Source organism: Psychrobacter sp. CX5 (genome assembly GCF_057621535.2).
This window is the reverse complement of the sequence record NZ_CM177735.1, coordinates 2,872,243-2,896,977: the sequence shown is the minus strand read 5'-3', so window position 1 is coordinate 2,896,977 and position 24,735 is coordinate 2,872,243. Positions and strand designations below refer to the sequence as shown.

Genomic DNA, 24,735 nt, shown 5'->3' with positions numbered 1-24,735 from the left:
GACTATAATCAATGCAGTTATGTAATCATAGCTGCATTTTTTATGCCTGTGCCTTTTAAAACTATTTGTATAAGCTATTTCAATAAAAACTATCTTTGTCAGGCTTATTCCTATCATTCATTTAGATAGGGTTATATATCACTAATTATAATAACAGGTTGCTGATAGCATAAGCGAATTCAAATTATTATGCATTATAGGACACCTGTTATGGCAACTCCTTTATCACTTAGCCAACTGCACAGCGTGCCATTTCAATACTTACCATTACAACTAAGTAAATGGGCAACAATGACCACTTTACTTAGTGTGGGGTTAAGCTTATCCGCCTGTGGCAATCAAACACGAAGTACCACGATTACCAATGCCGACGGCAGTACGACGACAATTGAAACTAAAAACGTTGAGTTGTTAAATGTCTCTTTTGATATCTCGCGTGATTTTTATAAAGAATACAATCCTTTGTTTATTAAACATTATCAATCTCTACATCCAGAACAGAATCTAAAAATTAGTCAATCTCACGGTAGCTCAAGCAAACAGGCGATGTCCGTTGCCAGTGGTCTGCAGGCAGATGTCGTTACTATGAATCAGGGTTCGGATATCAAGAAGCTTCACGATAAAGGGTTGGTTGCGGACAACTGGGCAGCTGCTTTTCAAAACCATGCCGTCCCTTTTACCAGTACCACCGTATTTTTAGTTCGCAAGGGCAATCCTAAACACATTAAAGACTGGAATGACCTTACTCAGCAAGGGCTGCAAATCATAATAGCCAACCCTAAAACCTCAGGTAGTGGACGATATAGCTTCTTAGGGGCTTATGGTTATGGTCTCCACGCGTTTGACCAAGATGAGGCTAAGACCCAACAGTACATGAAGCAACTGTTGGCAAATGTCAGAGTCTATGAAAGCGGCGGACGCTCTGCCACCACTACTTTTTTGCAACGTCAAATGGGCGACGTTTTAGTGACATTTGAAAATGAAGCTCATTTGACTGCTAGCAAATTTGGCAAAGGACAAGTAGAGATAGTCTATCCAAGCTACACCATTGAGTCTGAAAACCCAGTGGCGGTGATTCAACCCGTTGCCAAGAAAAAGGGCACGACTCAGGTTGCAAATGAATACTTGTCTTATTTATGGAGTAAACCTGCCCAGCAATTGGCTGCAGAGTTGTATTTTCGCCCAAGTGATCAGTCAGTACTTGAGTCGAATAGAGATAAACTACCGGCAATAGATACCTTTCGAGCAGAAGAGGTGTTTGGTAATTGGAATACTATAATGAATACCTTCTTTAAAGAAGGGGCTATTTTTGATCAATTAGCGGTTAATGTACCGGAATAAATAAGGTGTAGTTACACCAAGCGCTGGTGTTATGTTAGATCTAATTACTTCTTGTGATATTCCTTTTAGTCACTAAGATAGCCTTATTCATCATTAAACTTAATAAGTGAGCCCTGTTAGCATGTGCACTATTAATATCGCTTAACGTATTAATCTAGCCTAGAGCCTGTATTAATAACGTATTTAACCAAAAGAGCCTTTAACAAAAAGAGCCATCATCCAAATTTAATGCCGTTACCGAATTTAATGTAGTGAGAGTTTAATGAACCAGCCATCCTCAACACCACCACCGGTCAGTCAACAGCGTAAGCGCCCTTGGTTAACAAGATTGCGTCAGCGTAACGTCTTACCCGGTTTTGGTCTGACAATGGGTATTACCGTACTCAGCTTGTCGTTGTTGGTGATACTGCCTTTCGCTATGATGATATTTACCACCTCCCAAATGGGATGGTCTGGATTTTGGGAAACTATTAATCAGCCTACCGTTATGGCTGCCATTATATTGTCACTAAAGATGGCATTCTATGCGATGTTGACCAATCTGGTGTTCGGGACATTAGTGGCTTGGGTATTGGTGCGTTATGAATTCTGGGGTAAGTCAATCATAAATGCCTTAGTGGATCTGCCTTTTGCTTTGCCAACGGCTGTGACAGGTATTTCACTAGCGACTTTGTATGCGCCCAATGGATTGATAGGGCAATGGTTTGAGAAGATTGGGGTACAAGTTGCCTTTACACCTATCGGTATTTGGCTAGCGTTGGTGGTAGTGAGTTTTCCCTTTATTGTACGCGCGGTGCAGCCTGTGCTTGAGGAGTTATCCATTGAGTATGAAGAAGCCGCTGCCGTATTAGGCGCCAATCGATTAACCACCTTTCGTACGGTGATATTGCCAGAGCTGATGCCAGCGCTATTAATGGGCTCAGGAATGATGTTCGCACGGGCGACGGGTGAATATGGATCGGTAATTTTTATTGCGGGAAATATCCCGATGGAATCTCAGATATTACCGGTGATTATTATCAGTAAGCTTGAACAAGGTTCAGTGATAGGGGCGGCAGCGGTTGCCTTATTTATGTTATTGATATCGTTTGTGATCCTACTGGCAATGAATATCCTTCAATGGCGACTGTCACGTCGTGTTGGTGCCAAATAGCATCATTTGAGTTATAAAATACGATTAGATTTGGGAAAGTGTTATGCAAATATCCAATGGTTATAATTATGAAGGCAACGCTGCCACCAGAGATGCGCCATGGATTAGACGCTTATTTATAATAGTGGCTACCTTATTTATGGTGGTCATGTTGGTGATTCCTTTGTTTGCCGTATTTTATGAGGCATTAAAAGGCGGATGGGATCTCTATATTGCTGCATTGACCGATGCAGAAGCCGTTGCAGCCATTAAGCTGACTTTATTAACAGCCGCTATTGTCTTACCTATTAATATGATCATCGGTATCGCGATTGCCTGGTTAGTCACTAGATATAACTTCAAAGGCAAACAGTTGGTTACTACTTTACTTGACTTACCTTTTGCGGTATCACCCGTTGTGGCAGGTTTGATGTTTGTTTTACTATTTGGACTCAACTCTGTAATGGGCGGCTGGTTAGAGTCTTGGGGATTTCAGGTAATCTTTGCTGTGCCGGGCATTGTATTGGCGACCTTATTCGTCACTTTTCCGTTTATTGCCCGTGAGCTAATCCCATTAATGCAATCTCAAGGAGACTCAGAAGAGCAAGCAGCATTAACACTTGGCGCATCAGGCTGGCAGGTATTTTGGCACATTACCTTACCCAATATTAAATGGGCATTGTTATATGGTTTGATACTCACCAATGCTCGAGCTATGGGCGAATTTGGAGCTGTGAGTGTGGTGTCAGGTCATATCCGTGGCGAGACCAATACCATGCCGCTGTTAGTAGAGATTGCCTATAATGAGTATAACTTTACCGCAGCTTTTGCCTTGTCAAGTTTGTTAGCACTATTAGCGCTACTGACACTATTGATACAGCAGGTGATGACAAAAATACAAACGCGTAAGTTTGCTAAAGGTAGCAAGCGTGAACCGATAACTGCCCCCGCATTGGTCATTACGAAAACCAATGAGAGATAAAGATTGAGTGGTAAAGATTGAGTGTCAAAGATAAATGTTTCAAAAAATTTAAGATTTAGCGGTTAGAAAGTGCAACTCAATTGATAATTAAAAAGAGTGAAATATGAGTATAGATATTCAACATGTCCATAAATCCTTTGGCAATTTTGTGGCACTTAAAGACATTACGCTAAGTGTACCGACAGGTAAAATGACGACCTTATTAGGGCCATCAGGCTGTGGTAAGACGACCTTGTTACGAATCATTGCTGGCTTAGAATATGCCGATAGTGGACGGATTTTATTCGACGGCGAAGATGTGACCGATACTCCAGTTCAGAAGCGTCACATCGGCTTTATGTTTCAGCACTATGCGCTATTCCGTCATAAAACCATCAGTGAAAATATCGCCTTTGGGTTGAAGTTATTACCGAAAGATAAGCGTCCCACTAATAATGAGATCAAGCAGCGGGTAGGGCATTTGTTAGAGTTGGTTCAGTTACCAACATTAGCCAATGCTTATCCGCATCAGTTATCCGGTGGTCAACGTCAACGTATTGCGCTGGCACGTGCTTTAGCGGTTCAACCGAAGTTGTTGTTATTAGATGAGCCATTTGGCGCACTGGATGCGAAAGTACGTAAAGAGCTACGCACTTGGCTGAAGTCGATTCATCATGAGCTAGGGGTTACCAGTATTATGGTAACCCATGATCAAGAAGAAGCCCGTGATGTCTCCGATGAGATTGTGGTCATGAATCATGGTTCAGTCGAGCAAATTGGCACACCAGACGCTCTTATCTCCCATCCTGCCAGTGACTTTGTGGCTGATTTCCTAGATTTGGTTTAGTTAAAAGGTAATGAAATTTTGTTTAGTTAGGGCAACTGAGAGTAAATGAAGTTTATTTTTAGTGTACTAAGAATTATTTTTACTCAATAAAAAAGACCTGATAGATATCAGGTCTTTTTTATGGCTACAATATTATTGATGGTATGTTATTGAGGGCTGTTATTTAAAGGTTGTTAGTGCCAGGTTTAAACGTTCCAAAAAATAGGCTGATAATAAGCGAAGTTGTATTATTGCAATGCCGTTTTATTAGCTTATTATCTTATTACCTTAGCAAAATAACAGGGGCAGTGGTTTTGGTTAACAGCTTGGTGGTGGTACTGCCCACCAATAGACGACGCCATTTTGAGTGACCATACGCACCGATGACAAACATGCTGATGTCATTTTCATGCCGAAAAGCGGTTAATGCTTCAACCACTTTGTCATGGTGACTTTTAAGTCCTTGCTGATTACTTTCTATAAGGTGTGCGGTAATATCAAATCCTGCATCACTCATTTTCTTCTGTGCTTTATATAGCGCCGTTTCATTGTCCGTGTCTTTATTGTCCACCATCACGATGTGACCTTTTAGATTCTTGGCAATCTGGTTATCGCATATAAGGTTTATCGCTTTTTTGGCTGTTTCACTTCCGTCATACGCTACCATGTAAGAGTCTGGCGTGATAAATCCATCGGAACATACCATGATCGGAAGATTTACCGCTCGGACCACGTTTTCAATCTGACTGCCGATATTCACATGATCATTCTGATGATCTTGGCCGCGCCGTCCTAAAATAATCACCCGACTGTCATTTACAAAGTGCTCGATTGCAGGCAGGAGTTTACTGCGGCGTAAATAGGTATAAACTTCCGCTTGCGGAAAGGTAGTCAATACATGGGCTTTGGCATCATGCAATAAGGCTTCACCATGTTTGTTCGCTATCCGAGCTGTTTGTTCATCTAAAGAGGCCAACTCTGTTAATAGTGACTTACGGCTGTCCATGCCTATAGCACCGCTTAGATCATGACGATTGGATTTGGGCACATCAATCACGTGTAGCAGACTAACCGGTAAGCCTAGTTCACTGGCATACCATGACGCATAGTCACAGACTGATCGAGTCACATTTGAGCCATCAATACACGCCAAAACGGTATTATCTCCATTGATCGTATGGGACACTGTGCTTTTTGTTAGGTGCATATGGCTATCCTTTTTTATTCCTAGTTTACAACATAGCTAGTAAAGAGAAGCAAAACTTTATTATCAAGTCTGTTTAGGGTTTAATCAAACGTTAAACTTAACCGCTTAGACTTATGAATTAATTTATGTCACTTATTCGCGTTAATCGCAGCATGGATTGTCTATTTCATTATTTATTCCATGATGCATATTATTAAACGTAGCGTCATCCGTTTTAATGGATTGGATAACATCTAAGCACCACTGTGGCAAATCTGGATTAATGGCATACCACATCCAAGTGCCACGACGCTCAGCAGTGACAATACCCGCTTTACGTAAATGACTAAGATGACGGGAAATAGTGGGTTGTGGCTGATTAAGTCGTTCAGTGAGATCGCAAACACACACTGAGTCTTGTGCCCGCATTTGAAGGACCAGCTTTAGCCGAGTAGCGTCAGATAAGGCTTTGAAAAATAGAACCGGTTGCATAAGGCATCTTAGTTATAGGAGTTAGACAAATAATGGAGTAAGCATAATATCGGAGCAGGCATAATAATAAAATTATATTTCTAGTAATTAAGTTATATTCACATATCCGAATATAGTATAATTGTCATTAATTTAGTTTAAACTTTTAAGTGAACAGTCTACTCAGTACAGATTCTTATACTAGCATACCCACAATATTTAAGCTGTAGAGCCCTTTTAATTTTAAAGCCCTGTTATAAATAGAGACCCACTATGTTACTTGCCAGCCTTATTTTTATTTTTACCCTAGTACTGGTCATTTGGCAACCCCGGGGGCTTGGTATCGGAGTCAGTGCCACAATTGGTGCAATGGTGGCATTACTGGTCGGGGTCATTAGTTTTAGAGACATACCTGTGGTTTGGGATATTGTTTGGAATGCTACCTTTGCTTTTATTGCGATTATCATCATTAGTTTATTGCTGGATCAAGCTGGATTCTTCGAGTGGATAGCGCTTCATGTTGCCAGAATAGGGGGCGGAAATGCTAACAAACTGTTTGCATTGATTGTGTTGCTCGGTGCAATAGTCGCCGCTTTGTTTGCCAATGATGGGGCGGCACTTATTCTTACGCCTATTGTCATTGCTATGCTATTAAAGATGCGAGTCTCAGCCGCCACAACCTTAGCGTTTATCATGGCAGCAGGGTTTATCGCAGATACGGCAAGCTTGCCATTAGTCGTCTCAAACTTAGTCAATATTGTATCAGCAGACTTCTTTGATATTAGCTTTGATCGCTATGCGCAAGTGATGGTGCCGGTCAATATAGTCTCTGTGTTAAGCTCCTTAGTAGTGTTATATATGTTTTATCGCCAAGATATACCCTCAAGCTATGATATGGCGAGTTTACCGAAGCCAAGTACGGCTATAAAAGACAGCGTTACCTTTTATACTGGTTGGCTAGTGCTACTGGCTTTGTTAGTCGGATTCTTTGTGCTAGAGCCATTAGGTATCCCCATTAGCTTAATCGCAGGATGTGGTGCGCTAGTATTGATGATTACCGCAATCGTTAATAAAAAGCTATCGGTAACTACCGTGATTAAAGGGGCACCTTGGCAAGTTGTTATCTTCTCTTTAGGTATGTACCTAGTGGTTTATGGTCTTAAAAATGAAGGATTAACCGATTATCTGGCGATAGCATTAAACGTTTTAGGGCACCAAGGACTATGGGCAGCCACGATCGGAACCGGCTTTATGTCTGCTGGACTGTCTTCAGTGATGAATAATATGCCAACGGTATTGATTCAGTCTTTGGCGATAGCGGATACCAACCAGCCTGATATGATCACACAGGCCATGGTGTATGCCAACGTGATTGGTTCGGATCTTGGGCCGAAGATTACACCGATTGGCTCTCTAGCAACGTTGCTATGGTTGCATGTGCTGGCAAGTAAGGATGTGGTTATTACTTGGGGGTATTATTTCAAAGTGGGTATTGTTTTGACCGTACCGGTACTCTTAGCAACGTTGACCGCATTGGCACTATGGCTACCTATTGTTAGTTAGTGGCATAAGGGGTCCGAAAAATATCAATGAGATAAAATAGCCTAAGCAAAAAATTAAACTCTTATAATAAATAATTCACTCCACATATCAATTAAAGTAACTTATCTTATGAAACCTTTAAAAATTCTCTATATCTGTACTCATAACCGCTGCCGTAGTGCACTCTCAGAAGCGATTACCAATCAGATGGCAATCGATGAGTCAGGTGAACGTCGATTGATCGCTAAGAGTGCGGGTAGTGCACCCTCTGGTAAAGTGCATCCACTGACAGTGAAGTATTTGACAGAATCAGGCTATGCGACTGAGGGTCTGACCAGTAATTCGTGGGATGACGCTGAATATATGGGCGACTTCGAACCTGATTTGTTAGTAACGGTATGTGATAATGCCGCCGGCGAAAGTTGTCCTATCTGGCTTGGCAGTTTACCGAATATGGTCAAGATGCATTGGGGACTGGCAGATCCCTCTAAGCATACCGATGATCCGGTGCAAACCAAACAGAACTTTGCCGAGACCATAGCAATGATTGAACAAAGAGTTGCCACCTTAAATGATATTGCCAACTTACCATTAAAACAACGTCATAGTGCCCTTATTGCCTTAAAAAATAGCCTAAGCAAATAAAATTAAATTCGCTATACACCTTAAACTTCATCTCCAAAGAAACAATTAACTCAACAAACAAGTAAATAAAAAATTTATGCTAAATTCTACAAGAATATCTAACAACCTAGATTTATCTGAGCTACCTAATATAGAAAAAGAACAATTTCAAATACCATCAACCACTGATTTTGCTAAAACATATAGCAATCATCCGCCTAAGATTGTGCTGTTGTATGGGTCTTTAAGAGACGTCTCTTATAGCCGTTTAGTGGTAGAGGAGTGTGCACGTATATTGTATGCTATGGGTGCTGAAACCAAGATTTACAATCCACAAGGATTACCCTTACCTGATAGTGAGGACATCAGTCATCCGAAAGTGGCTGAGCTAAGAGAGTTGGTTCAGTGGAGTGAGGGTATGGTTTGGTGTTCCCCCGAACGCCATGGGGCGATGACTGGCATTATGAAGTCACAAATTGACTGGATACCTTTATCAATCGGCGCTGTCAGACCGACTCAAGGTAAGACCTTAGCAGTGATGCAGGTCAATGGCGGTTCGCAGTCTTTTAACACGGTCAATCAACTGCGAATATTGGGGCGTTGGATGCGGATGATTACTATCCCTAACCAGTCCTCTGTACCCAAAGCTTTCTTAGAATTTGAAGACACTGAAGACACACACGGTAATACGATTAAACGCATGAAGCCGTCAGGGTACTATCTACGTATTGTTGATGTGATGGAGGAGTTAATAAGATTTACGCTATTAACCCGGGATAATGCCGAATATTTAGTCGATAGATATTCTGAAAGGGTGGAGAGCGCTGAAGAATTGATGAAGCGGGTTAATCAAAACGACCTTTAAATATCATAAACTAAATTAAATAAAATAGCCTAACCAAAAAAACATCTAAACACTAAACATTATAAGTTAAAAATTGCTCAAAATAGAAAAACATTTTCTAACTAAAAATGAACCCTTTTTGATTAAGAGGGTTCATTTTTATATTACAACCAATTGAACTTAAATTATTATAGATCAATCAAACATTTTAAACTTTCCAGTAATCTTCAGGATAGTCTGGAAGGCCCAGTAATGTATTAGATAAGGCTTCAGACCACAGCTTGCTTAACTCACTAAAATACTCATCATTTTCACATATACGGCGAATAATAGGTTTTTTAAAATTGTCATTTTTGTAAATAACCATATCGATGGGCATACCAACAGATAAATTTGAGCGGATGGTTGAATCAAAAGACAACATGAGCGCTTGGGCAGCATGATGTAAATCTATATCGAACTTAACCGAACGATCCAAAATGGGTTTGCCGTATTTACTTTCACCTAACTGAAAAAAAGGGGTATCTTCTGACGCTCGAATACAGTTACCTTCTGGGTAAATCATATACAACTCTGACTTCTGTCCGTTAATCTGACCCCCTAATAAGAAGGTACTGTCAAAGGTTGAGCTAACATCGTCGTTGGCAACATTTTGAGCTTTAGCAATAACTTCTCGGACTAACTCACCAACCATCTCGGCGGCATCAAACAACGTCAATACAGTCAATAAATTCTGATCAAGGCGCTGATCAATTGCATTTTGTAGTTTGGTAAAAACGGCTTGCGATGTGGCAAGGCTACCTGCCGTTTGAATCACAATACTTCTTTCACCGTCAATACCATAAGTATATAACTTACGGAACGTAGAGATATGATCAACACCGGCATTTGTACGAGTATCACTTGCGAATACCATACCGTCTTTTATTCTTAATGCAGCACAATATGTCATATAAATCCTAATAATAGAGTAGGGGGTGAGGGGCTAACTGCTAGGTTTTAAGTTCACAATTTAGGAATCTAGCTAAAAACGCTATAACAACGCTATCATAACGCTATAAAACTTAGTTTAAATAGATAAGTGAACTCTAAAGTACCCTAAAGCAAATAAACTGAAGCGCATTTTAATCAAATTTTAATAATTTAATAGCCAAGATTTGTTAGTTATTGTATGTTCGTTTCAGTATAACGTTAAGAGATAGCATCGCTCTTAATTTATGCGATTTACCATGACTTGACTATACAGATTTTCATAACCACCACCGATACGGACACCGCGAACGGGTGCAGCATCCAGATAATCACGCCCTATGGCCACATAAACATGATTACTAGGCGTAAATAATTGGTTTGAGATATCAAAGGTATACCAATATCCATCTAGGTACGCTTCAGCCCAAGCGTGACTTGACATATGATTTTGATCAGGATCATAAATATAACCAGACACATAGCGCGCTGGAATGAGAAAGTCTCTTAGGCAACCTAAAAACACATGAGTATGGTCCTGACAAACACCTGCACCTATCTCAAAACTTTCTTTAGCAGTCGTCCCAACATGCGTTACATTAGGCGTGTAAGGCATTTGAGAAATAAGTGCCTTTGCAAACTCTATAAGACTGTCATGATTCGGTGAGGTTAAATAAGGAGAAGCAAATTCACGCATTTGTGTTGAGCAGATCGTCAAGGGTGTTTGAACGGTGAACAGTAAATAAGGGATCTCTCCGGTATCTTGGATGCTTTGAGTTGACGTATCAATTTCAACGATGCCAGATGCTTGCATCTGTAAATTATCATGCAATTCATTACGACTTAATGTGAACCAAGTATTGCCAAAGCCATCCTTTAAAGAAGTGGCGAGTTTCGGTAACATGACCGTCCATTCGTGCACCGTTTGATGTGGTAAATGCATGGGCGACATTCTTATGTATTGCACACTTCGCTGAGCAAGCTCTGCATAATAATAATTCGTTTGATGATTAATATTAAGTTTCATAGTCTATACACCCTGCTGTAGTAAAGAGTTGAATTCTTGACTTAATTGACTGTATTCATCATATGCTTGTGACTGCATTAACTGATTGGTCAATCGAATCAGCTCTCTCCATCGTGTATTTTGCGGTAAGTTGTTCACACACTCTTTAAAGTGGATACAGATATCCGTAACCTCTTCGCCTAATAACACCATGCGTTCTAACTCTTCAAAGTAGCGGCCCAGTTGCCAAAAGCAGGTGACCGTAGGATGCTCTTGCTTCATAGCAGCGTTACACGCCTTAAGCTGAAGGGTTGCCGCACGGTAAGTGCCAGCACTGGATAGACGTTTAATTAAGTTATATAACTCAGCGGTATCTTTACCAAGTACACCTTTTGCTTCTTGTACATTGGCTTCAATCGCCTCGATAACACTTGGTATTTTTACGCTTTCTAAATCTTGCAAGACACCTAGTATGGCGGACTGTGCGTTGTAATAATCGTTTTGCGAACTATCAGCATTAAAGCCCAGATGATGGACAAGTTTATTAATATCGGCATCGTTTAGCTCATTTTTAATAAGTTTATTCATTACCGCATCGTAATAGTGCAATCGTTCACTATATCTACCCAACCAAACAAGATGATTGGCAGTAGACAATAGCAGTATCATTGGTGCATCATCATTACTCTCATAACCCACTTCAACAGGATATGCGGTCACATTGCGATAGGTATGACGTGCCGCGATAGAGTCAATAATTAAATCTTTAGTGTCATTTAGTAGGCTGCTATTGTTTGATTTGCTAACTGAGTCATCGACAATCCAAGTATCTTTAACACCGCCACCTTGGGATGAGTTAACCACCAGCGATCCTTCAACCATCGCAACCCGAGTTAGACCGCCTGGGACAATATCTACACTATTATCGCCATGGCTTAATATAAAGGGACGTAGGTCAATGTGACGTGGAGATACCCCATCAGCTACTGTTGTAGGGTTGGTTGACAATGAAATAGTCGGCTGCGCCACAAATCCTGCTGGATTATCAAGTAAACGCTTACGATAATTCTCAATCTCTTGCTTGGTAGAAGTAGGACCGATTAGCATTCCATACCCTCCGGAGCCTTGAGTCTCTTTGACCACCAGTTTGTCAAGATTGCTCAACACATACTTGAGATCATCAGGCTTGCGGCATTGGTACGTAGTGACATTTGGTAAAATAGGATCTTCATCAAGATAAAATTTAATCATATCGGGTACAAACGGATATAACCCTTTGTCATCTGCGACACCAGTACCTGGGGCATTGACAATGACCACATTCCCTGCGCGGTAGGCACTCATCAATCCTGAAACCCCTAATATCGAATCAGACTTAAAGGCAAGGGGATCTAAAAAAGGATCATCAATACGGCGATAAATAATATCAACCTGAACGTTACCGCGAATACCTTGCATGTACACTTTGCTATCTTCAACGATTAAATCGTAGCCGTGAACCAAGGGCACGTGCATCTCATTTGCTAAGTAGGCATGCTCATAATAAGCACTGTTAAATCTGCCCGGTGTTAAAATAACGATTTGAGGATCGTACTTATCGGTAGAGCTTGCCAAACAAGCTTTAAGACGTTGCGGATAATCATCGACGCTTAAGACAGAAGCAGCTTGATATAGCTCAGGTAGTAGCATTTTAGATATGTTACGACTTTCAAGCATATAAGACACACCAGATGGTGTACGCAAATTGTCTTCTAACACACAAAACCTGCCATCTTCATCACGAATTAAGTCAATGCCACTGATATGCGAATAGATAGGTTTGTCTAATTTGATGTTCATCATCCACGGCTCATAGCAACCACTGGCAAAGACGTAAGACTCTGGTACGACGCCAGATTTCATTATATGCTGCTCATGATAAATATCATCCAAGAACATATTCAACGCATTTATTCGTTGTTTGCAGCCCTTTTCAACCGTTTGCCATTCACTTAGACTGATTATCCTTGGGATAATGTCAAAAGGTATCATCCGTTCAATATTTTGTGCATCGCTATAGACTGTAAAGGTTACGCCTTTCCTATAGAATATATCGGCCGCTTTGTCATTATATTGAGTCAGCTCATCAAGGTTAGAGCTTTCTAACCAGTCTCCTACTTGCTTTGCAACATCGCGATACTCTGAGTCACTGGCTTTTAGCTCATCATAGCTAGGTCGCTTTGTAAATTCAGTTGGATATTCTGACTTTGTTTGGGTTTGGGTTTGCGTTTGAGACTGCGTGCTATTTTTTGAAGATGCTTTTGAAGACATAATTAACTTCCTTTAAAGTCTAAAGCCTTTGTATCCTTACTTACTCATTATTAATATTATAATATCGATTAAAGTAAGAGAAATCTAATATTGTTTAGGAACTTAACCTTAGTATAGAACTTGCAAAGTTCATTCCAAATACTGTATTAAAATGACCAGTAATGAAAATTAAGATGGCGATACGCTAATATAGACGAAATATGTACAACGTATGAACAAATTATAAATATTTAGCCTTTATAAAATTTTAGTCATAATGTGACAATAATAGTATGACGATGGATCTCTACTAGCACCAAAGGAGTATAATGTTAAAAATAAACCATAAATCGAGTTATTTAAATGCTCTAAATTTTAAAGCCACATTTATAATAGTGATTACTATATTAACTCTATTTATGAGTGGTTGTGTATCCTTAAATAAAAATAATATTGAAGATAGCGATACTAGTTATGACGATGCGCCTACAGATGTTATTCGTAATATTGGATATCCGATGTATCAAGGCGTAAGGCAAAAGGGCATGGTGCTAATGGGAGATAATTACTCTTACTTAATTTCATCAGGTGACGAGGCTCTTGAGCGGTTAATGACATTAAACGCTCATAACGTACAATTAAAACAACCGATTTTGATTGATAAATACCCTGACAACAGCGTTAAAATAACTCTAAATGTCACTTTTACCGCTTCTTCTGATGATTTTAAAATGATTGCACAATCAGGTTTCAGATCGCTTTGTCTTAACAATGAGACGAACCTGCAAAACCCTTCAACGATTCAATCGGAATTGATCTTAGAGTATGAGTGCCAAATTTATTTAGAAGGCGGTATGTACCAGCCATTAGCGACTGCTCAAAGTAGTTATAAATTGGATAACGGTGTAGCAGCAGTCATTCGAACGTTAAATAAGGAAAGGCTGCCAAACCAAGCTGAAGTAGGGGTCATCCCTAGAGGAGTGGTCATTGAAGCTATTAATATCCCTTTACAATTATTAATGATAGGAAAAAATCTAGGCGGATTGTGATCAGAAAAGTTGCGATAATCTCACCCAAATAAATATTAATATTGCCCCTTAATACTATATGACGAAAATTAACGTTTAATACATGCCTTGTCCGTCATCAGTATTTAATCGCAGGAAATACAAGCCAGACAAAATTGTGATGATACCCATTACCCAGAAGGTACTGGTAAATGCGGTCGTGGTTTCAAAGTTAAAGCGATCATTAAAGATGACCAACACTGCCGCACCGAACGCCAGTCCAAAACTCATCGCCAACTGCTGGTTTACCGCCATCAAACTATTACCACTACTGGTCTGAGTCCCTTTTAAATCCCCAATAGTAATGGTGTTCATCGCACTAAATTGTAAAGAGTTACAGCCCCCCATGACAAATAAAATAGGAGCTATAAAGTACCAAGGCATACTGGCGTCAAACTGTCCTATCATAATGATCAAAATACCCAATAGAGTTGTATTGGAAAGTAATACCTTACGATAAGAGAATTTACGAATGATGGGGCTAACCCAAGGCTTTACAACCATTGAACCTGCGGCAATAGGCATGAGTAACCAGCCTGCTTGAGAAGGGGTATAGTGAAAAGCGACCTGTAATAACAAAGGTAGAAGATAAGGAACGCCACTGATACCTAAGCGGGTAAATAAATTACCAATAATCCCGACTTTAAAGGTTCGCACTGAAAATAATGATAATGGAAATAAAGGTGCAGCATGTCGTCTGGCATGAGCGGCATAACCAAATAATAGTGATAGTCCTAATATAATAAATCCTATTGCAAGTGCGGTGTCTTCAGGACGTGAAATCATCTCAACCGCTAAAGTTAATAAAGCGGCTGCAGAGGCAAATAATCCAAAACCTAACCAATCAAATTTCGCTACTTTCTCAAATAAATCAGGCGCAAATTTTAGTGCAAGTACCAGTCCTAAAGCACCCATGGGAATATTAATCAAAAAAATCCATTCCCAGCTGGCATACTCTACGATATAGCCACCAACCAATGGACCGATTAATGGGGCGATAAGAGCGGGTATTACCGCATAATTCATAACGGTCAGTAGTTTATTCCGAGGAAAAGACTTAAATAAAATCAACCGAGCAACGGGTGTCATCATTGCACCGCCGATACCTTGTATGACTCTTGAAGCGACTAAGATATCAAGCGTTGGAGACAACGCACAAAACAATGACCCCATACTGAAAATAATAAGAGATGCAAAAAATACCTTTCGAGTACCGAATTTATCAGCAAGATAGCCACTCACTGGAATAAAAATAGCGAGAGTTAGAGCATAACTAATCACCGCCCACTGCATTTTTAAGGGCGACTCACCGAGCGCAACAGCCATTCGTGGCAATGCCGTATTAAGAATAGTGGCGTCTAGAATCTGCATAAACAAAGCCACTGCCATGACAAAGGGCAGGAACTTTTCTTGTTTAGGCGTGAGTTTGACTTTTGGATCAGTATCTTGAGTTGGTGACGCTATATTTGAAGTAGTTGAGCTTGATGAATTATTAGACATAAGAAGACCTAAATATTTAGGTTTATTTATTGGGAATAAACAATTGTCTATATTATCATGACACCTTCTTCAACTATTTAGTGTTAATGTTAGTGCGCTGATACTAGGCTTGATATTTAAAATTAACCTTATGCAAACTAGTCAGTTACTAACTTCAAACTGACTTCAAATTTTCATACATAGCCTCAATCACTTTATCTGGTCTTTTAACCCAAATGCCGTGCTGATTACCTTTAAGATCGTCATCTAGCTTGACTCTGACAATATTAGAAGTTGCACAAAGATCGGCGAGTTTTTGGGTGGCTGTTAAGGGAGCAAAGTCATCGCCAATAATGTTAATATATAAACCACGGCCTTTATTACTATCCATTTGTTGAGTTATAAAATCAAATTTATTCGTAAGAGCGATTCTGCACCAATTGTGCATCATCGTTTTGGCTTCACGCTCTCCCAAACCTATCTTATAACCTGGTAGAAATCCATAAAGTCTTATCAAACCTTGAATGACGGCAACCGCTGACAATATTCTAATACGTCCACGACCCCGCCAGCTTTTATAATGGGTACTACCACAAGCGATACCTATAATTGGTACATTGTGAATGGCTGAATAAATAGTACCGAGATGCCCACCCAAACTATGACCTACTAATACGATATCGTTATTTGGCGCATATTCTTTGGCTTTTTGAACCAAATCATGAACAAAATGATTCACCAGTTCATCGTAGCCGTAATCAATGCCCCGTTTTATATGTGGTTTATTTTCACCACAATTTGGATAATCGGCACTGATAACAGTAAACCCTTTTTCAGTCAGCCCCTTTATAAGCTTGTCATATTTTTTTATGGTTACGCCCAGCGCATTAAGCATGATAAGGGTTGTTTTTGACGCTCTGCTCTCATCACTATGTTCAGCTCCGTAATTTAGAACACTGTTATTTTGAGTACTGTCATTTTGATAATTGGTAGTTTGAGCACTGTTATTTTGAGTACTGTAATCAGCAATGTGATCCGAGGAAGGGGTGCTAATATTGACATTAACAGGGTAGGCGCCATTTGTGGTTTCAAATTGAAAACGTGTCACGATAGATTGTCCTTAATCTTGTTTTAAATGTGAGTATTCAAGTATAGTTTTATAATAGGTCTTCTATATAACTTCTCCTATATATATCATAATGACTAGACATACAGCATATTAATCAAATTTTTTTAATTAATATTACCTAAATTAATGTTAAGTTGTATTAGATTATCATAATACGAAAAGACAAGAATTAAAAAACTAGCCAATATAAACTAATAACAACTAAAAAATACAACCTCACAATAAGGATAAATTATGAATACCACTTCTATTAATGAGTCAAACAGCCAGCCTACTAATCAATCAGCCAATCAAACCACTACTAACCATACTGCCTATACACCTCCAAAAGTATGGCAACCTGTGGAAGGCAACGGCGGCAAGTTTGCCAACACCAATAAACCAACAGCTGGGGCAAGACAGCATCAAACCCTACCAAAAGGCAAAAACCCCCTACAGCTATACTCACTTAACACACCCAATGGCGTTAAAATAAACATCTTGCTTGAAGAATTGGCGGAGTTGGGGGTGAATGGGGCGGAGTATGATGCCTTCTTAATTAATATCATGGAAGGTGATCAGTTTGGCTCAGACTTTGTTGAGATTAATCCAAATTCTAAAATTCCGGCTTTAGTTGATTATACCAATCAAAATGTCCCTGTGAATGTCTTTGAGTCTGGCGCAATAATGATGTATTTGGCTGAGAAGTTTGAAAGATTTATACCTTTGGCGACTGATAATCCCAATGAACGAGCGACTTGCTTAAGCTGGATAATGTGGCAAATGGGAAGCGCCCCTTATGTCGGTGGTGGATTTGGTCACTTTTATAACTACGCGCCATATCCAATGCAGTATCCGATTGATAGATTTAGCATGGAAACCAAACGTCAATTAGATGTTTTGGATAAGCACCTCGCGAATAATGAATACATGTTAGGTGACGGGGAGGCGTGCTACTCTATCGCCGATATGATTATCTGGCCGTGGTATGGACGTTTGGCGCTTGATGAGCTATATGACAATGCAGGAACGTTCTTAGATGTGCAAAGTTATACTCATTTACAGCGATGGGCTAATAAAATAGCCGACCGTCCAGCTGTAAAGAGGGCAGTTGCGCTTGAATTGACACCTATTAAAGACAGTTAAAGATTCAAAATAAACTGGCTAACACTATTGACTAAATATAGTGTCATCAATACAGACAAAAAACGGTAGGTGACTGACTTTAAAAAGATAATTTAAAATAATCCACCTATTAAAATTAGTTGTGTTATAATATGCGCCTTGCTGATTGATAACATCGCCCGCAATTGTCGTCTGGAGAAGACACCTTTTAAAATTGTTGCCGATGATTTTGCTATTAGCCAAATTCATGACATTATGAAACAGTAGACTTAAAGTCTTAAATTACATAATTTTTTTATAAAATGATTTATTAAAAAATAAGTGTCATACCGGCTAATAAACTCACGGTAACAACCACCAAAATACGTTGCTAAACTGTACATCGGATGTACAATTTAATTAACGCTTATCTGTGTTGTGCCTTATACTTCTAACTGTTCACTATTTGCCATCAGCATTGGCAAAGTAATATAGTGCCAGTAAAAAAATGGACACACATTTATGTCGAATTTAGACAACTCAAACACTAATACTTCTAATCCTCTTGATAACGCATTAAACACTGCGACCGATGAAGCTCAAGGCGTCATTAAAACTGACGACGATCTAAGCTTTGTCGATTTAGAGCTAGCGCCTGAGCTTATCGATGCGCTAACCGCAAGTGGCTATGAAATGCCAACCCCAATTCAAGCACAAGCAATCCCACCTGCTATGGCGGGTCGTGACTTATTACTATCTGCACAAACGGGTAGTGGTAAAACTGCTGCATTCGTACTTCCCATGCTTGACAAAATCATTCGTGAAAAAGCCACTAATAAAGTTGTTCACACCGTGATCTTAACGCCAACGCGTGAACTTGCTAACCAAGTAAGCGATAGCGTACGTCAATATAGCTCAAAAACTCGTAACATCTTTAGTGTACCCTTAGTTGGTGGCGCTCCTTACGGTGGTCAGATTCGTGCACTTAATAAAGGTGTTCAGGTTATTATCGCAACGCCAGGTCGTTTCATCGATCACATGAACTCAGGCCGTATTGATTTATCACAATTAGATATTCTAATTCTTGATGAAGCCGATCGCATGCTTGACATGGGCTTTGCTGATGATATCGAAAAAGTCATGAAAGCGGCGCCTAAAACTCGTCAAACGATTATGTCATCTGCTACATGGGATGGACCGGTCGGCAAAATCGCAGCCAGCTTTACTAACAACCCTGAACGTATCGCTATTAAAGTTGAAACGGCTCACATTGATGAATCTGTCTATTATGCAGATGATTTTAATCATAAAAATCGTTTACTTGATACGCTATTGACTCAAAAAGACGTTAATCAAGCTATCGTATTCGCAGCGACCAAGCGTAGCTGTGAGACATTGGCAAAAAGCTTAAAAGAGCAAGGCCATAAAGCCAGTTTCTTACATGGTGACCTGCCACAAGCGAAACGTACTCGTATCATTAATGACTTAAAAGCGGGTAAAATTACCATACTAGTTGCAACCGACGTTGCTGCTCGTGGTATTGATGTGAGCGGTATCACTCACGTATTTAACTATGATTTACCCCGTCAAACAGAAGATTACGTGCATCGCATCGGTCGTAGTGGTCGTGCTGGACGTACAGGTATCGCTATTAACATCTGTAGCATTGATGATCGTCCACAGCTAGAAGCAATCAACCGTTATCTTAAACGTACAATGCCTGTTCTAGAAATAGAAGGCATGGAACCTAAGAAAAACACCAAAGATATGAAAGTAGGTTCTGACTCTAAACGTGGTCGTGGTGGCAATCGCCGTGGTGGTCCTGGTGCTGGTAATCGCCGTGGTGGTAATGGTGGCGGTGGCTATCGTGGTAAGACCTCTAACAGTGAAGGCGCACGCTCTGGTAATTCTGACAACAAACCTGCAGGTCGCCGCTTTGGTGGTAAACCAGCCGGTTCAGGTGGCGCAGGCAAACCGAGTGGTCAACGCCGTGGTGGTCCCTCTCGCTCAGGCGAAGGCCGTCCAGCACGTCGCAGCAGCAACGGTTAATTGCTAAAGCAGCTTTTATATACGCTATCTGAATCCTAGATAGCATAAAAAAGACCAGCTTCATTTGAAGCTGGTCTTTTTTGGTTTAAACGTTATAAAAAACTCAAATAAATAAAAAACGATATTATCTTTAACACTGCGGATAGCCTACACCGACCTCAACCATTTCAATACGTGAGCCATCTATGCTGCCATCATTAGGGTTATAAGCATGCACCGCAAGCCCGCCCATCGCCGTCTCTTTATACTTATCCATCATATCCGCTCCCGTGGCTTTCATCGTTGCAATAGCTTTATCCAGTGACACATGGTGTTCACCATCACCTCGGCTTGCCAGCCGTGCGGCGTTGATTGCTTTAACAGCACCCATTGCATTTCTCTCAATACAAGGTATTTGTACCAATCCGCCGATTGGGTCACAGGTTAGACCTAAATTATGTTCAATACCAATCTCAGCTGCATTGGTGCACTGCGAGGGAGTCAATCCCATGACATGAGCAAGACCTGCCGCTGCCATAGCGCATGCAGAGCCCACTTCACCTTGACAGCCTACTTCTGCACCAGAGATTGAGGCATTTTGTTTAATAATAGTGCCGATAGCTGCGGCCGTTAATAAAAACTCACGAACCCCTTGCAGACTATAATGAGATATAAAGTCACGATAATAGTGGAGTACCGCTGGGATGATACCAGCAGCACCATTGGTCGGGGCAGTGACGACACGTCCACCATTTGCATTTTCTTCATTAACCGCTAGCGCAAATAAATCAACCCAATCCATCGCCATTAACTTATCACTGTGATTCTTTGGATGATCAAGCTCACTAAGTAGCTGTTGATAGAGCGTTCTGGCACGTCGTTTAACATTCAGACCCCCAGGCAATACACCATTGCCTTCACAGCCATTTTTAACGCATTGTTGCATTACTTCCCAGACATCATCTAGATATTGATAAATGGTCTCCTCGTCACGCAATGACAGCTCATTGGCCAACATAATGTCACTGATAGTCAAATTATGCTTTTCGCATTGTTCCAAAAGCTCATTACCATTTGTAAAAGGGTAGGGCACAGTACTGTCACTGGTTATTGCCACACTATCGGCAGCATGAGAATTATGAGTGTCTGCTAAATTCTCTGCGGTGGGATTATCAAGCTCCTCTGCGGTAGCGACAAACCCACCACCGATTGAATAGTAAGTTCTGCTAACCGCTAGACCCTTATCCTGATTATTTATAGTATGAGATACCTCAATATCTTGAGTATTCTTTTCTGTACGGCTGCCCTCATAGGTAAAGGCGGTAAAGCTAAGACCATTAGGGTGGTGTGGTAAACTGGTTTGGGGATGCCAAACAATATCAGTCTCGTAATCAAAGTCAATATTATGCTGTCCAGCTAAGTTTAAAACATGGTCGTTAAGTACGGGCGATAAATATTCAGTGACTTTGGTAGTATCAATCAAATTGGCTTTAAAACCCAATAATCCCAAAATACACGCTGTATCAGTCGCGTGGCCTTTGCCGGTAGAGGCAAGTGAACCATATAAATCGACTTTTACCCGTTTAATGTCTTTAAATTCAATATGCGACTTTAACTCTTCGATAAACATGCCAGCAGCGACCATCGGCCCCATAGTATGGGAGCTTGATGGGCCGATTCCAATTTTGAACATATCGAATAAACTAATCATTATGAAATCCTTGCTTCGATTTAACTTTTATTTTTAACTTTTATTTTTAAATTTGACGGAAACTTATACTTTGGATGCGGTTACAAAAATTGTTAATGCTTCAGCAGCATTAAAATGCAGTGACCTGCATGAGTCCAAATGAAATATCAAAATAGTTTATTTAAGTGGAGATATAACAAATTGAGCTATAACAAATATTGTGGGGTATTATAACGAATAGTTGACTGATACTATAACCACTCAAGCGTTAGACTTATGTATAGTCGTAGGCAAACTAAAGAGCTAAAGCGTTAACCTCACTAAGCCTACTACAGTAAAACTTGCGCTCGGTTACCTTGTCTCTCATTTATAGGTGGGTTTAAGTCATAGTTATACCATTTTGGAATAATCTAATCACTTGAAAACTTACTGTAGATGCCCATCAACAGACCCTAGTATCATTTTTTAATATGTTTAACCTATTCAATTTTTAACGTTTATAGCTTACAACCTTTACTTCATTACTTATTTTTACTTTAAACACCTTTTAACTTATTAAGGATTCATTATGACATTCACTTCAATAAATGCGGTATCCACGTTTAAGACGTTAACAGCGCTGATGACTAGTGCAGTATTGCTCGCCGCTTGTAACCAAACACCTTCGGATGAAGCGAGCGCTACTAACGCTAACACTGAATCAGACTTGTTAACCCGTATCAATAATGGCGGTGTTATCAATGTGGGCACAGAAGGCACTTATCCTCCATATACTTACCATGATGAACAAAACAAACTCACCGGTTATGACGTTGAAGTGACTCGTGCAGTGGCTGATAAACTGGGTGTGAAAGTTGACTTTAAAGAAACTCAGTGGGATGCCATGTTAGCAGGTTTAGATGCCAAACGTTTTGATATGGTGGCAAACCAAGTGAGCTTGACCACGCCAGAGCGTAAGGCTAAGTATGATAAAGCAGACGCGTATAGCTGGTCTGGTGCTGTTGTATTGGCGCCAAAGTCAGACAATCGGTTTAACGCGTGGGAGTCGTTAAAAGGGATGAAGTCTGCTCAGTCTTTAAGCAGTAATTATGGTGAATTGGCTGAGAAATATGGTGCTGAGATTGTCCCTGTTGAAGGGATGGCACAGGCCATTGAGCTGGTTAAACAGGGACGTGCAGATGTCACCATTAATGACAATCTTGCGGTGCTTGATTATTTGAAGAAATTCCCTAACAGTGATTTAGAGATCAAACTTAAAGCGCCAAAAGAAGAGCAAACAGGATCAGGTCTTGTATTGTTAAAAGGCAACGATGAGGTCGTTCAAAAGTTAAATACCGCCATGCAAGAATTACATGAAGACGGTACTCTAACTCGCTTAAGTGAAGAGTTCTTTGGTGAGGATATTAGTAAACAATGATCTCAACTTTGCTAGAGTTACTAAAAAATCTGCTCGCAGTGTTGCCATTTATGTCACCTGAGCGGGCAGATATCGTTATTCATTCCTTTTGGCCAATGCTCAAAGGGGCCATCTATTACTCAATCCCTTTGGCCATTGCGTCATTTGTACTCGGAATGGCGATAGCCTTGGTGGTTGCGTTAATACGAGTAGTCCCTAGGCAAGCACTTTGGCATAAGATAGCCTATCGGTTAGCGCGTATCTATGTTTCTGCGATACGTGGCACCCCAATGCTGGTGCAGTTGTTTATTATTTTCTATGGATTACCAAGTATTGGGGTTAAGTTAGAACCTTTTCCTGCTGCGATTATCGCTTTCTCACTCAATATAGGTGCTTACGCGTCTGAAACGGTACGTGCCTCTATTTTATCCATTCCGAAAGGTCAGTGGGAGGCGGGGTCTACCGTCGGGCTTACCTACTTACAAACGTTCCGCCATGTGGTCTTACCGCAAGCACTACGTGTCTCCGTACCGCCACTGTCCAATACGTTTATTAGTTTGGTTAAAGACACCTCATTGGCCTCTTTAATTTTGGTTACCGAGATGTTTAAACAGGCTCAGATAATCACCGCACGTAACTATGAATTTATGCTGGTGTATACAGAAGCGGCATTGATCTACTGGGTAATTTGTCTGGCATTAAGTACCCTGCAAGGCCGATTAGAGACTCGCCTTGACCGCTATGTTGCAAAATAGTGCCTTATCCATTGACTATAGATGCTTCTAGGATAATTAAATGATTAAAATATCCAACATTCACAAAGCCTTTGGGGATAATGAAGTACTCAAAGGCATTGACTTAAATATAGAAAAGGGCAGTGTGGTGGTCATACTCGGACCTTCTGGCTCTGGGAAAACCACATTTTTAAGATGTCTTAATGCGCTTGAAGTACCAGAGAAGGGCGTTATTGAATTTACTGACGGCAGTTTAAACGTAGATTTTGAGGCTAAGCCATCGAAGCAGCTGATGCGCAAACTTCAAAAAAAATCTGGCATGGTCTTTCAATCGTATAATTTATTTCCTCATAAGACAGCGTTAGAAAACCTCATGTTAGGGCCAGTGGTTGCTCAAGGTGAAGACAAACAAAAGACTCGGCAAAAGGCTCTAAAACTTCTTGATAAAGTAGGTCTATCAGGCAAAGTAGATTTATACCCCTTTCAATTATCAGGTGGTCAACAACAGCGTGTGGGAATAGCACGAGCGCTTGCGATAGAGCCTGATTTATTGTTGTTTGATGAACCAACGTCTGCACTAGATCCTGAGCTGGTCAATGAGGTGTTAAAAACCATGCAACAGCTTGCAGCTGAAGGTTGGACGATGGTAGTTGTCACCCATGAAATTAATTTTGCTCGTAATGTCGCTGATGTGGTGATGTTAATGGAAGATGGGTATGTCGTCGAGGTCGGTCCTCCTGAGCAACTGTTTCAGCATTCTGAGCATCCTAGAACCAGAGCATTTTTACAGCGTATTAAGGTTTAGTGACTATGTCATTCATAAATTGAGTTATTTGGCAGGGTGTACTATAGTAAAGTGACATTATCAAATGATGTGGTTAAACCTCATTTGGTATGATCACGACAAGCAGACGATATGGATATCGTCTTAATCAATT

General features: G+C 40.4%; 21 protein-coding genes. 13 read left to right on the top strand and 8 right to left on the bottom strand.

Annotated elements, in window-relative coordinates:
• The first annotated feature begins 210 nt into the window (after positions 1-210).
• The 4 genes from AC21OG_RS11200 to AC21OG_RS11185 all read left to right on the top strand — a co-directional run bounded on the left by AC21OG_RS11200 (position 211) and on the right by AC21OG_RS11185 (position 4,281).
• A complete protein-coding gene (locus AC21OG_RS11200) occupies positions 211-1,341 on the top strand; it encodes a sulfate ABC transporter substrate-binding protein (RefSeq protein WP_487376736.1) in 1,131 nt (376 codons plus the stop codon).
• Positions 1,342-1,603: 262 nt separating this feature from the next.
• Complete coding sequence (gene cysT / locus AC21OG_RS11195; RefSeq protein ID WP_486547768.1) at positions 1,604-2,494, top strand: sulfate ABC transporter permease subunit CysT; 891 nt, start codon at positions 1,604-1,606, stop codon at positions 2,492-2,494.
• Positions 2,495-2,537: 43 nt separating this feature from the next.
• The gene (gene cysW / locus AC21OG_RS11190; protein ID WP_487376735.1) at positions 2,538-3,455 is read left to right on the top strand and encodes a sulfate ABC transporter permease subunit CysW; all 918 of its coding nucleotides are present in this window, start codon (positions 2,538-2,540) and stop codon (positions 3,453-3,455) included.
• A gap of 103 nt (positions 3,456-3,558) precedes the next feature.
• The gene (locus AC21OG_RS11185; RefSeq protein WP_487376734.1) at positions 3,559-4,281 is read left to right on the top strand and encodes a sulfate/molybdate ABC transporter ATP-binding protein; all 723 of its coding nucleotides are present in this window, start codon (positions 3,559-3,561) and stop codon (positions 4,279-4,281) included.
• 262 nt (positions 4,282-4,543) lie between these two features.
• On the opposite strand, the gene AC21OG_RS11180 is transcribed toward AC21OG_RS11185, so the two are convergent.
• Together AC21OG_RS11180 and AC21OG_RS11175 are read right to left on the bottom strand one after the other, a co-directional pair.
• A complete protein-coding gene (locus AC21OG_RS11180; RefSeq protein ID WP_487376733.1) occupies positions 4,544-5,467 on the bottom strand; it encodes a universal stress protein in 924 nt (307 codons plus the stop codon).
• Positions 5,468-5,608: 141 nt separating this feature from the next.
• Entirely contained in the window at positions 5,609-5,938 is a 330-nt protein-coding gene (locus AC21OG_RS11175; RefSeq protein ID WP_487376732.1) for an ArsR/SmtB family transcription factor, read from the bottom strand.
• Between the two features lie 252 nt (positions 5,939-6,190).
• Between AC21OG_RS11175 and AC21OG_RS11170 the strand changes: the two genes are divergently transcribed.
• From AC21OG_RS11170 to arsH, 3 genes are all read left to right on the top strand, one after another.
• Positions 6,191-7,480: an arsenic transporter gene (locus AC21OG_RS11170; protein WP_487376731.1), complete on the top strand. Its 1,290-nt coding sequence runs from the start codon at positions 6,191-6,193 to the stop codon at positions 7,478-7,480.
• A 108-nt stretch (positions 7,481-7,588) separates the two neighbouring features.
• On the top strand, positions 7,589-8,104 hold the full coding sequence (locus AC21OG_RS11165; protein ID WP_487376730.1) for an arsenate reductase ArsC: 516 nt from the start codon (positions 7,589-7,591) through the stop codon (positions 8,102-8,104).
• Between the two features lie 76 nt (positions 8,105-8,180).
• Positions 8,181-8,948 (top strand): arsenical resistance protein ArsH, encoded by a 768-nt coding sequence (arsH, locus tag AC21OG_RS11160; RefSeq protein WP_487376729.1) that lies wholly within the window; start codon positions 8,181-8,183, stop codon positions 8,946-8,948.
• A 187-nt stretch (positions 8,949-9,135) separates the two neighbouring features.
• Here the strand turns inward: arsH and AC21OG_RS11155 are convergent, their stop codons facing one another.
• From AC21OG_RS11155 to AC21OG_RS11145, 3 genes are all read right to left on the bottom strand, one after another.
• Positions 9,136-9,879: a proteasome-type protease gene (locus AC21OG_RS11155; protein WP_486547760.1), complete on the bottom strand. Its 744-nt coding sequence runs from the start codon at positions 9,877-9,879 to the stop codon at positions 9,136-9,138.
• 258 nt (positions 9,880-10,137) lie between these two features.
• Complete coding sequence (locus AC21OG_RS11150) at positions 10,138-10,923, bottom strand: transglutaminase family protein (RefSeq protein WP_486547759.1); 786 nt, start codon at positions 10,921-10,923, stop codon at positions 10,138-10,140.
• Between the two features lie 3 nt (positions 10,924-10,926).
• Entirely contained in the window at positions 10,927-13,212 is a 2,286-nt protein-coding gene (locus AC21OG_RS11145; protein ID WP_487376728.1) for a circularly permuted type 2 ATP-grasp protein, read from the bottom strand.
• A 308-nt stretch (positions 13,213-13,520) separates the two neighbouring features.
• On the opposite strand from AC21OG_RS11145, the gene AC21OG_RS11140 reads away from it, so the two are divergent.
• The gene (locus tag AC21OG_RS11140) at positions 13,521-14,240 is read left to right on the top strand and encodes a YidX family protein (RefSeq protein ID WP_487376726.1); all 720 of its coding nucleotides are present in this window, start codon (positions 13,521-13,523) and stop codon (positions 14,238-14,240) included.
• A 75-nt stretch (positions 14,241-14,315) separates the two neighbouring features.
• Here the strand turns inward: AC21OG_RS11140 and AC21OG_RS11135 are convergent, their stop codons facing one another.
• The gene (locus AC21OG_RS11135; RefSeq protein WP_487376725.1) at positions 14,316-15,758 is read right to left on the bottom strand and encodes a DHA2 family efflux MFS transporter permease subunit; all 1,443 of its coding nucleotides are present in this window, start codon (positions 15,756-15,758) and stop codon (positions 14,316-14,318) included.
• A 154-nt stretch (positions 15,759-15,912) separates the two neighbouring features.
• The gene (locus AC21OG_RS11130) at positions 15,913-16,845 is read right to left on the bottom strand and encodes an alpha/beta fold hydrolase (RefSeq protein ID WP_487376724.1); all 933 of its coding nucleotides are present in this window, start codon (positions 16,843-16,845) and stop codon (positions 15,913-15,915) included.
• 255 nt (positions 16,846-17,100) lie between these two features.
• On the opposite strand from AC21OG_RS11130, the gene yghU reads away from it, so the two are divergent.
• Both yghU and csdA read left to right on the top strand, forming a co-directional pair.
• Positions 17,101-17,991: a glutathione-dependent disulfide-bond oxidoreductase gene (yghU, locus tag AC21OG_RS11125; RefSeq protein WP_487376723.1), complete on the top strand. Its 891-nt coding sequence runs from the start codon at positions 17,101-17,103 to the stop codon at positions 17,989-17,991.
• A 480-nt stretch (positions 17,992-18,471) separates the two neighbouring features.
• Positions 18,472-19,998, top strand: coding sequence for a DEAD/DEAH box helicase CsdA (gene csdA / locus AC21OG_RS11120; RefSeq protein ID WP_487376722.1), 1,527 nt, complete (start codon positions 18,472-18,474; stop codon positions 19,996-19,998).
• 130 nt (positions 19,999-20,128) lie between these two features.
• Here the strand turns inward: csdA and AC21OG_RS11115 are convergent, their stop codons facing one another.
• Complete coding sequence (locus tag AC21OG_RS11115; protein ID WP_487376721.1) at positions 20,129-21,688, bottom strand: L-serine ammonia-lyase; 1,560 nt, start codon at positions 21,686-21,688, stop codon at positions 20,129-20,131.
• Between the two features lie 547 nt (positions 21,689-22,235).
• Between AC21OG_RS11115 and AC21OG_RS11110 the strand changes: the two genes are divergently transcribed.
• The 3 genes from AC21OG_RS11110 to AC21OG_RS11100 are packed head-to-tail and all read left to right on the top strand — an operon-like array spanning position 22,236 to position 24,602.
• Complete coding sequence (locus AC21OG_RS11110) at positions 22,236-23,084, top strand: amino acid ABC transporter substrate-binding protein (RefSeq protein WP_487376720.1); 849 nt, start codon at positions 22,236-22,238, stop codon at positions 23,082-23,084.
• Positions 23,081-23,818, top strand: a complete 738-nt coding sequence (locus AC21OG_RS11105; protein ID WP_487376719.1) for an amino acid ABC transporter permease — start codon at positions 23,081-23,083, stop codon at positions 23,816-23,818. Before AC21OG_RS11110 ends, AC21OG_RS11105 begins: the two co-directional genes overlap by 4 nt.
• 40 nt (positions 23,819-23,858) lie before the next feature.
• Positions 23,859-24,602, top strand: a complete 744-nt coding sequence (locus tag AC21OG_RS11100) for an amino acid ABC transporter ATP-binding protein (protein ID WP_487376718.1) — start codon at positions 23,859-23,861, stop codon at positions 24,600-24,602.
• Positions 24,603-24,735: the final 133 nt, after the last annotated feature.

Bases quoted from the DNA above. Each gene is read 5' to 3' on its own strand.
- csdA (WP_487376722.1), top strand. From the start codon at position 18,472: ATGTCGAATTTAGACAACTCAAACACTAATACTTCTAATCCTCTTGAT.
- AC21OG_RS11200 (WP_487376736.1), top strand. From the start codon at position 211: ATGGCAACTCCTTTATCACTTAGCCAACTGCACAGCGTGCCATTTCAA.
- AC21OG_RS11135 (WP_487376725.1), bottom strand. From the start codon at position 15,758: ATGTCTAATAATTCATCAAGCTCAACTACTTCAAATATAGCGTCACCA.
- AC21OG_RS11105 (WP_487376719.1), top strand. From the start codon at position 23,081: ATGATCTCAACTTTGCTAGAGTTACTAAAAAATCTGCTCGCAGTGTTG.
- AC21OG_RS11180 (WP_487376733.1), bottom strand. From the start codon at position 5,467: ATGCACCTAACAAAAAGCACAGTGTCCCATACGATCAATGGAGATAAT.
- AC21OG_RS11165 (WP_487376730.1), top strand. From the start codon at position 7,589: ATGAAACCTTTAAAAATTCTCTATATCTGTACTCATAACCGCTGCCGT.
- AC21OG_RS11175 (WP_487376732.1), bottom strand. From the start codon at position 5,938: ATGCAACCGGTTCTATTTTTCAAAGCCTTATCTGACGCTACTCGGCTA.
- AC21OG_RS11140 (WP_487376726.1), top strand. From the start codon at position 13,521: ATGTTAAAAATAAACCATAAATCGAGTTATTTAAATGCTCTAAATTTT.
- AC21OG_RS11110 (WP_487376720.1), top strand. From the start codon at position 22,236: ATGACATTCACTTCAATAAATGCGGTATCCACGTTTAAGACGTTAACA.
- AC21OG_RS11155 (WP_486547760.1), bottom strand. From the start codon at position 9,879: ATGACATATTGTGCTGCATTAAGAATAAAAGACGGTATGGTATTCGCA.
- arsH (WP_487376729.1), top strand. From the start codon at position 8,181: ATGCTAAATTCTACAAGAATATCTAACAACCTAGATTTATCTGAGCTA.
- AC21OG_RS11185 (WP_487376734.1), top strand. From the start codon at position 3,559: ATGAGTATAGATATTCAACATGTCCATAAATCCTTTGGCAATTTTGTG.
- cysT (WP_486547768.1), top strand. From the start codon at position 1,604: ATGAACCAGCCATCCTCAACACCACCACCGGTCAGTCAACAGCGTAAG.
- cysW (WP_487376735.1), top strand. From the start codon at position 2,538: ATGCAAATATCCAATGGTTATAATTATGAAGGCAACGCTGCCACCAGA.
- AC21OG_RS11150 (WP_486547759.1), bottom strand. From the start codon at position 10,923: ATGAAACTTAATATTAATCATCAAACGAATTATTATTATGCAGAGCTT.
- yghU (WP_487376723.1), top strand. From the start codon at position 17,101: ATGAATACCACTTCTATTAATGAGTCAAACAGCCAGCCTACTAATCAA.
- AC21OG_RS11170 (WP_487376731.1), top strand. From the start codon at position 6,191: ATGTTACTTGCCAGCCTTATTTTTATTTTTACCCTAGTACTGGTCATT.
- AC21OG_RS11115 (WP_487376721.1), bottom strand. From the start codon at position 21,688: ATGATTAGTTTATTCGATATGTTCAAAATTGGAATCGGCCCATCAAGC.
- AC21OG_RS11145 (WP_487376728.1), bottom strand. From the start codon at position 13,212: ATGTCTTCAAAAGCATCTTCAAAAAATAGCACGCAGTCTCAAACGCAA.
- AC21OG_RS11100 (WP_487376718.1), top strand. From the start codon at position 23,859: ATGATTAAAATATCCAACATTCACAAAGCCTTTGGGGATAATGAAGTA.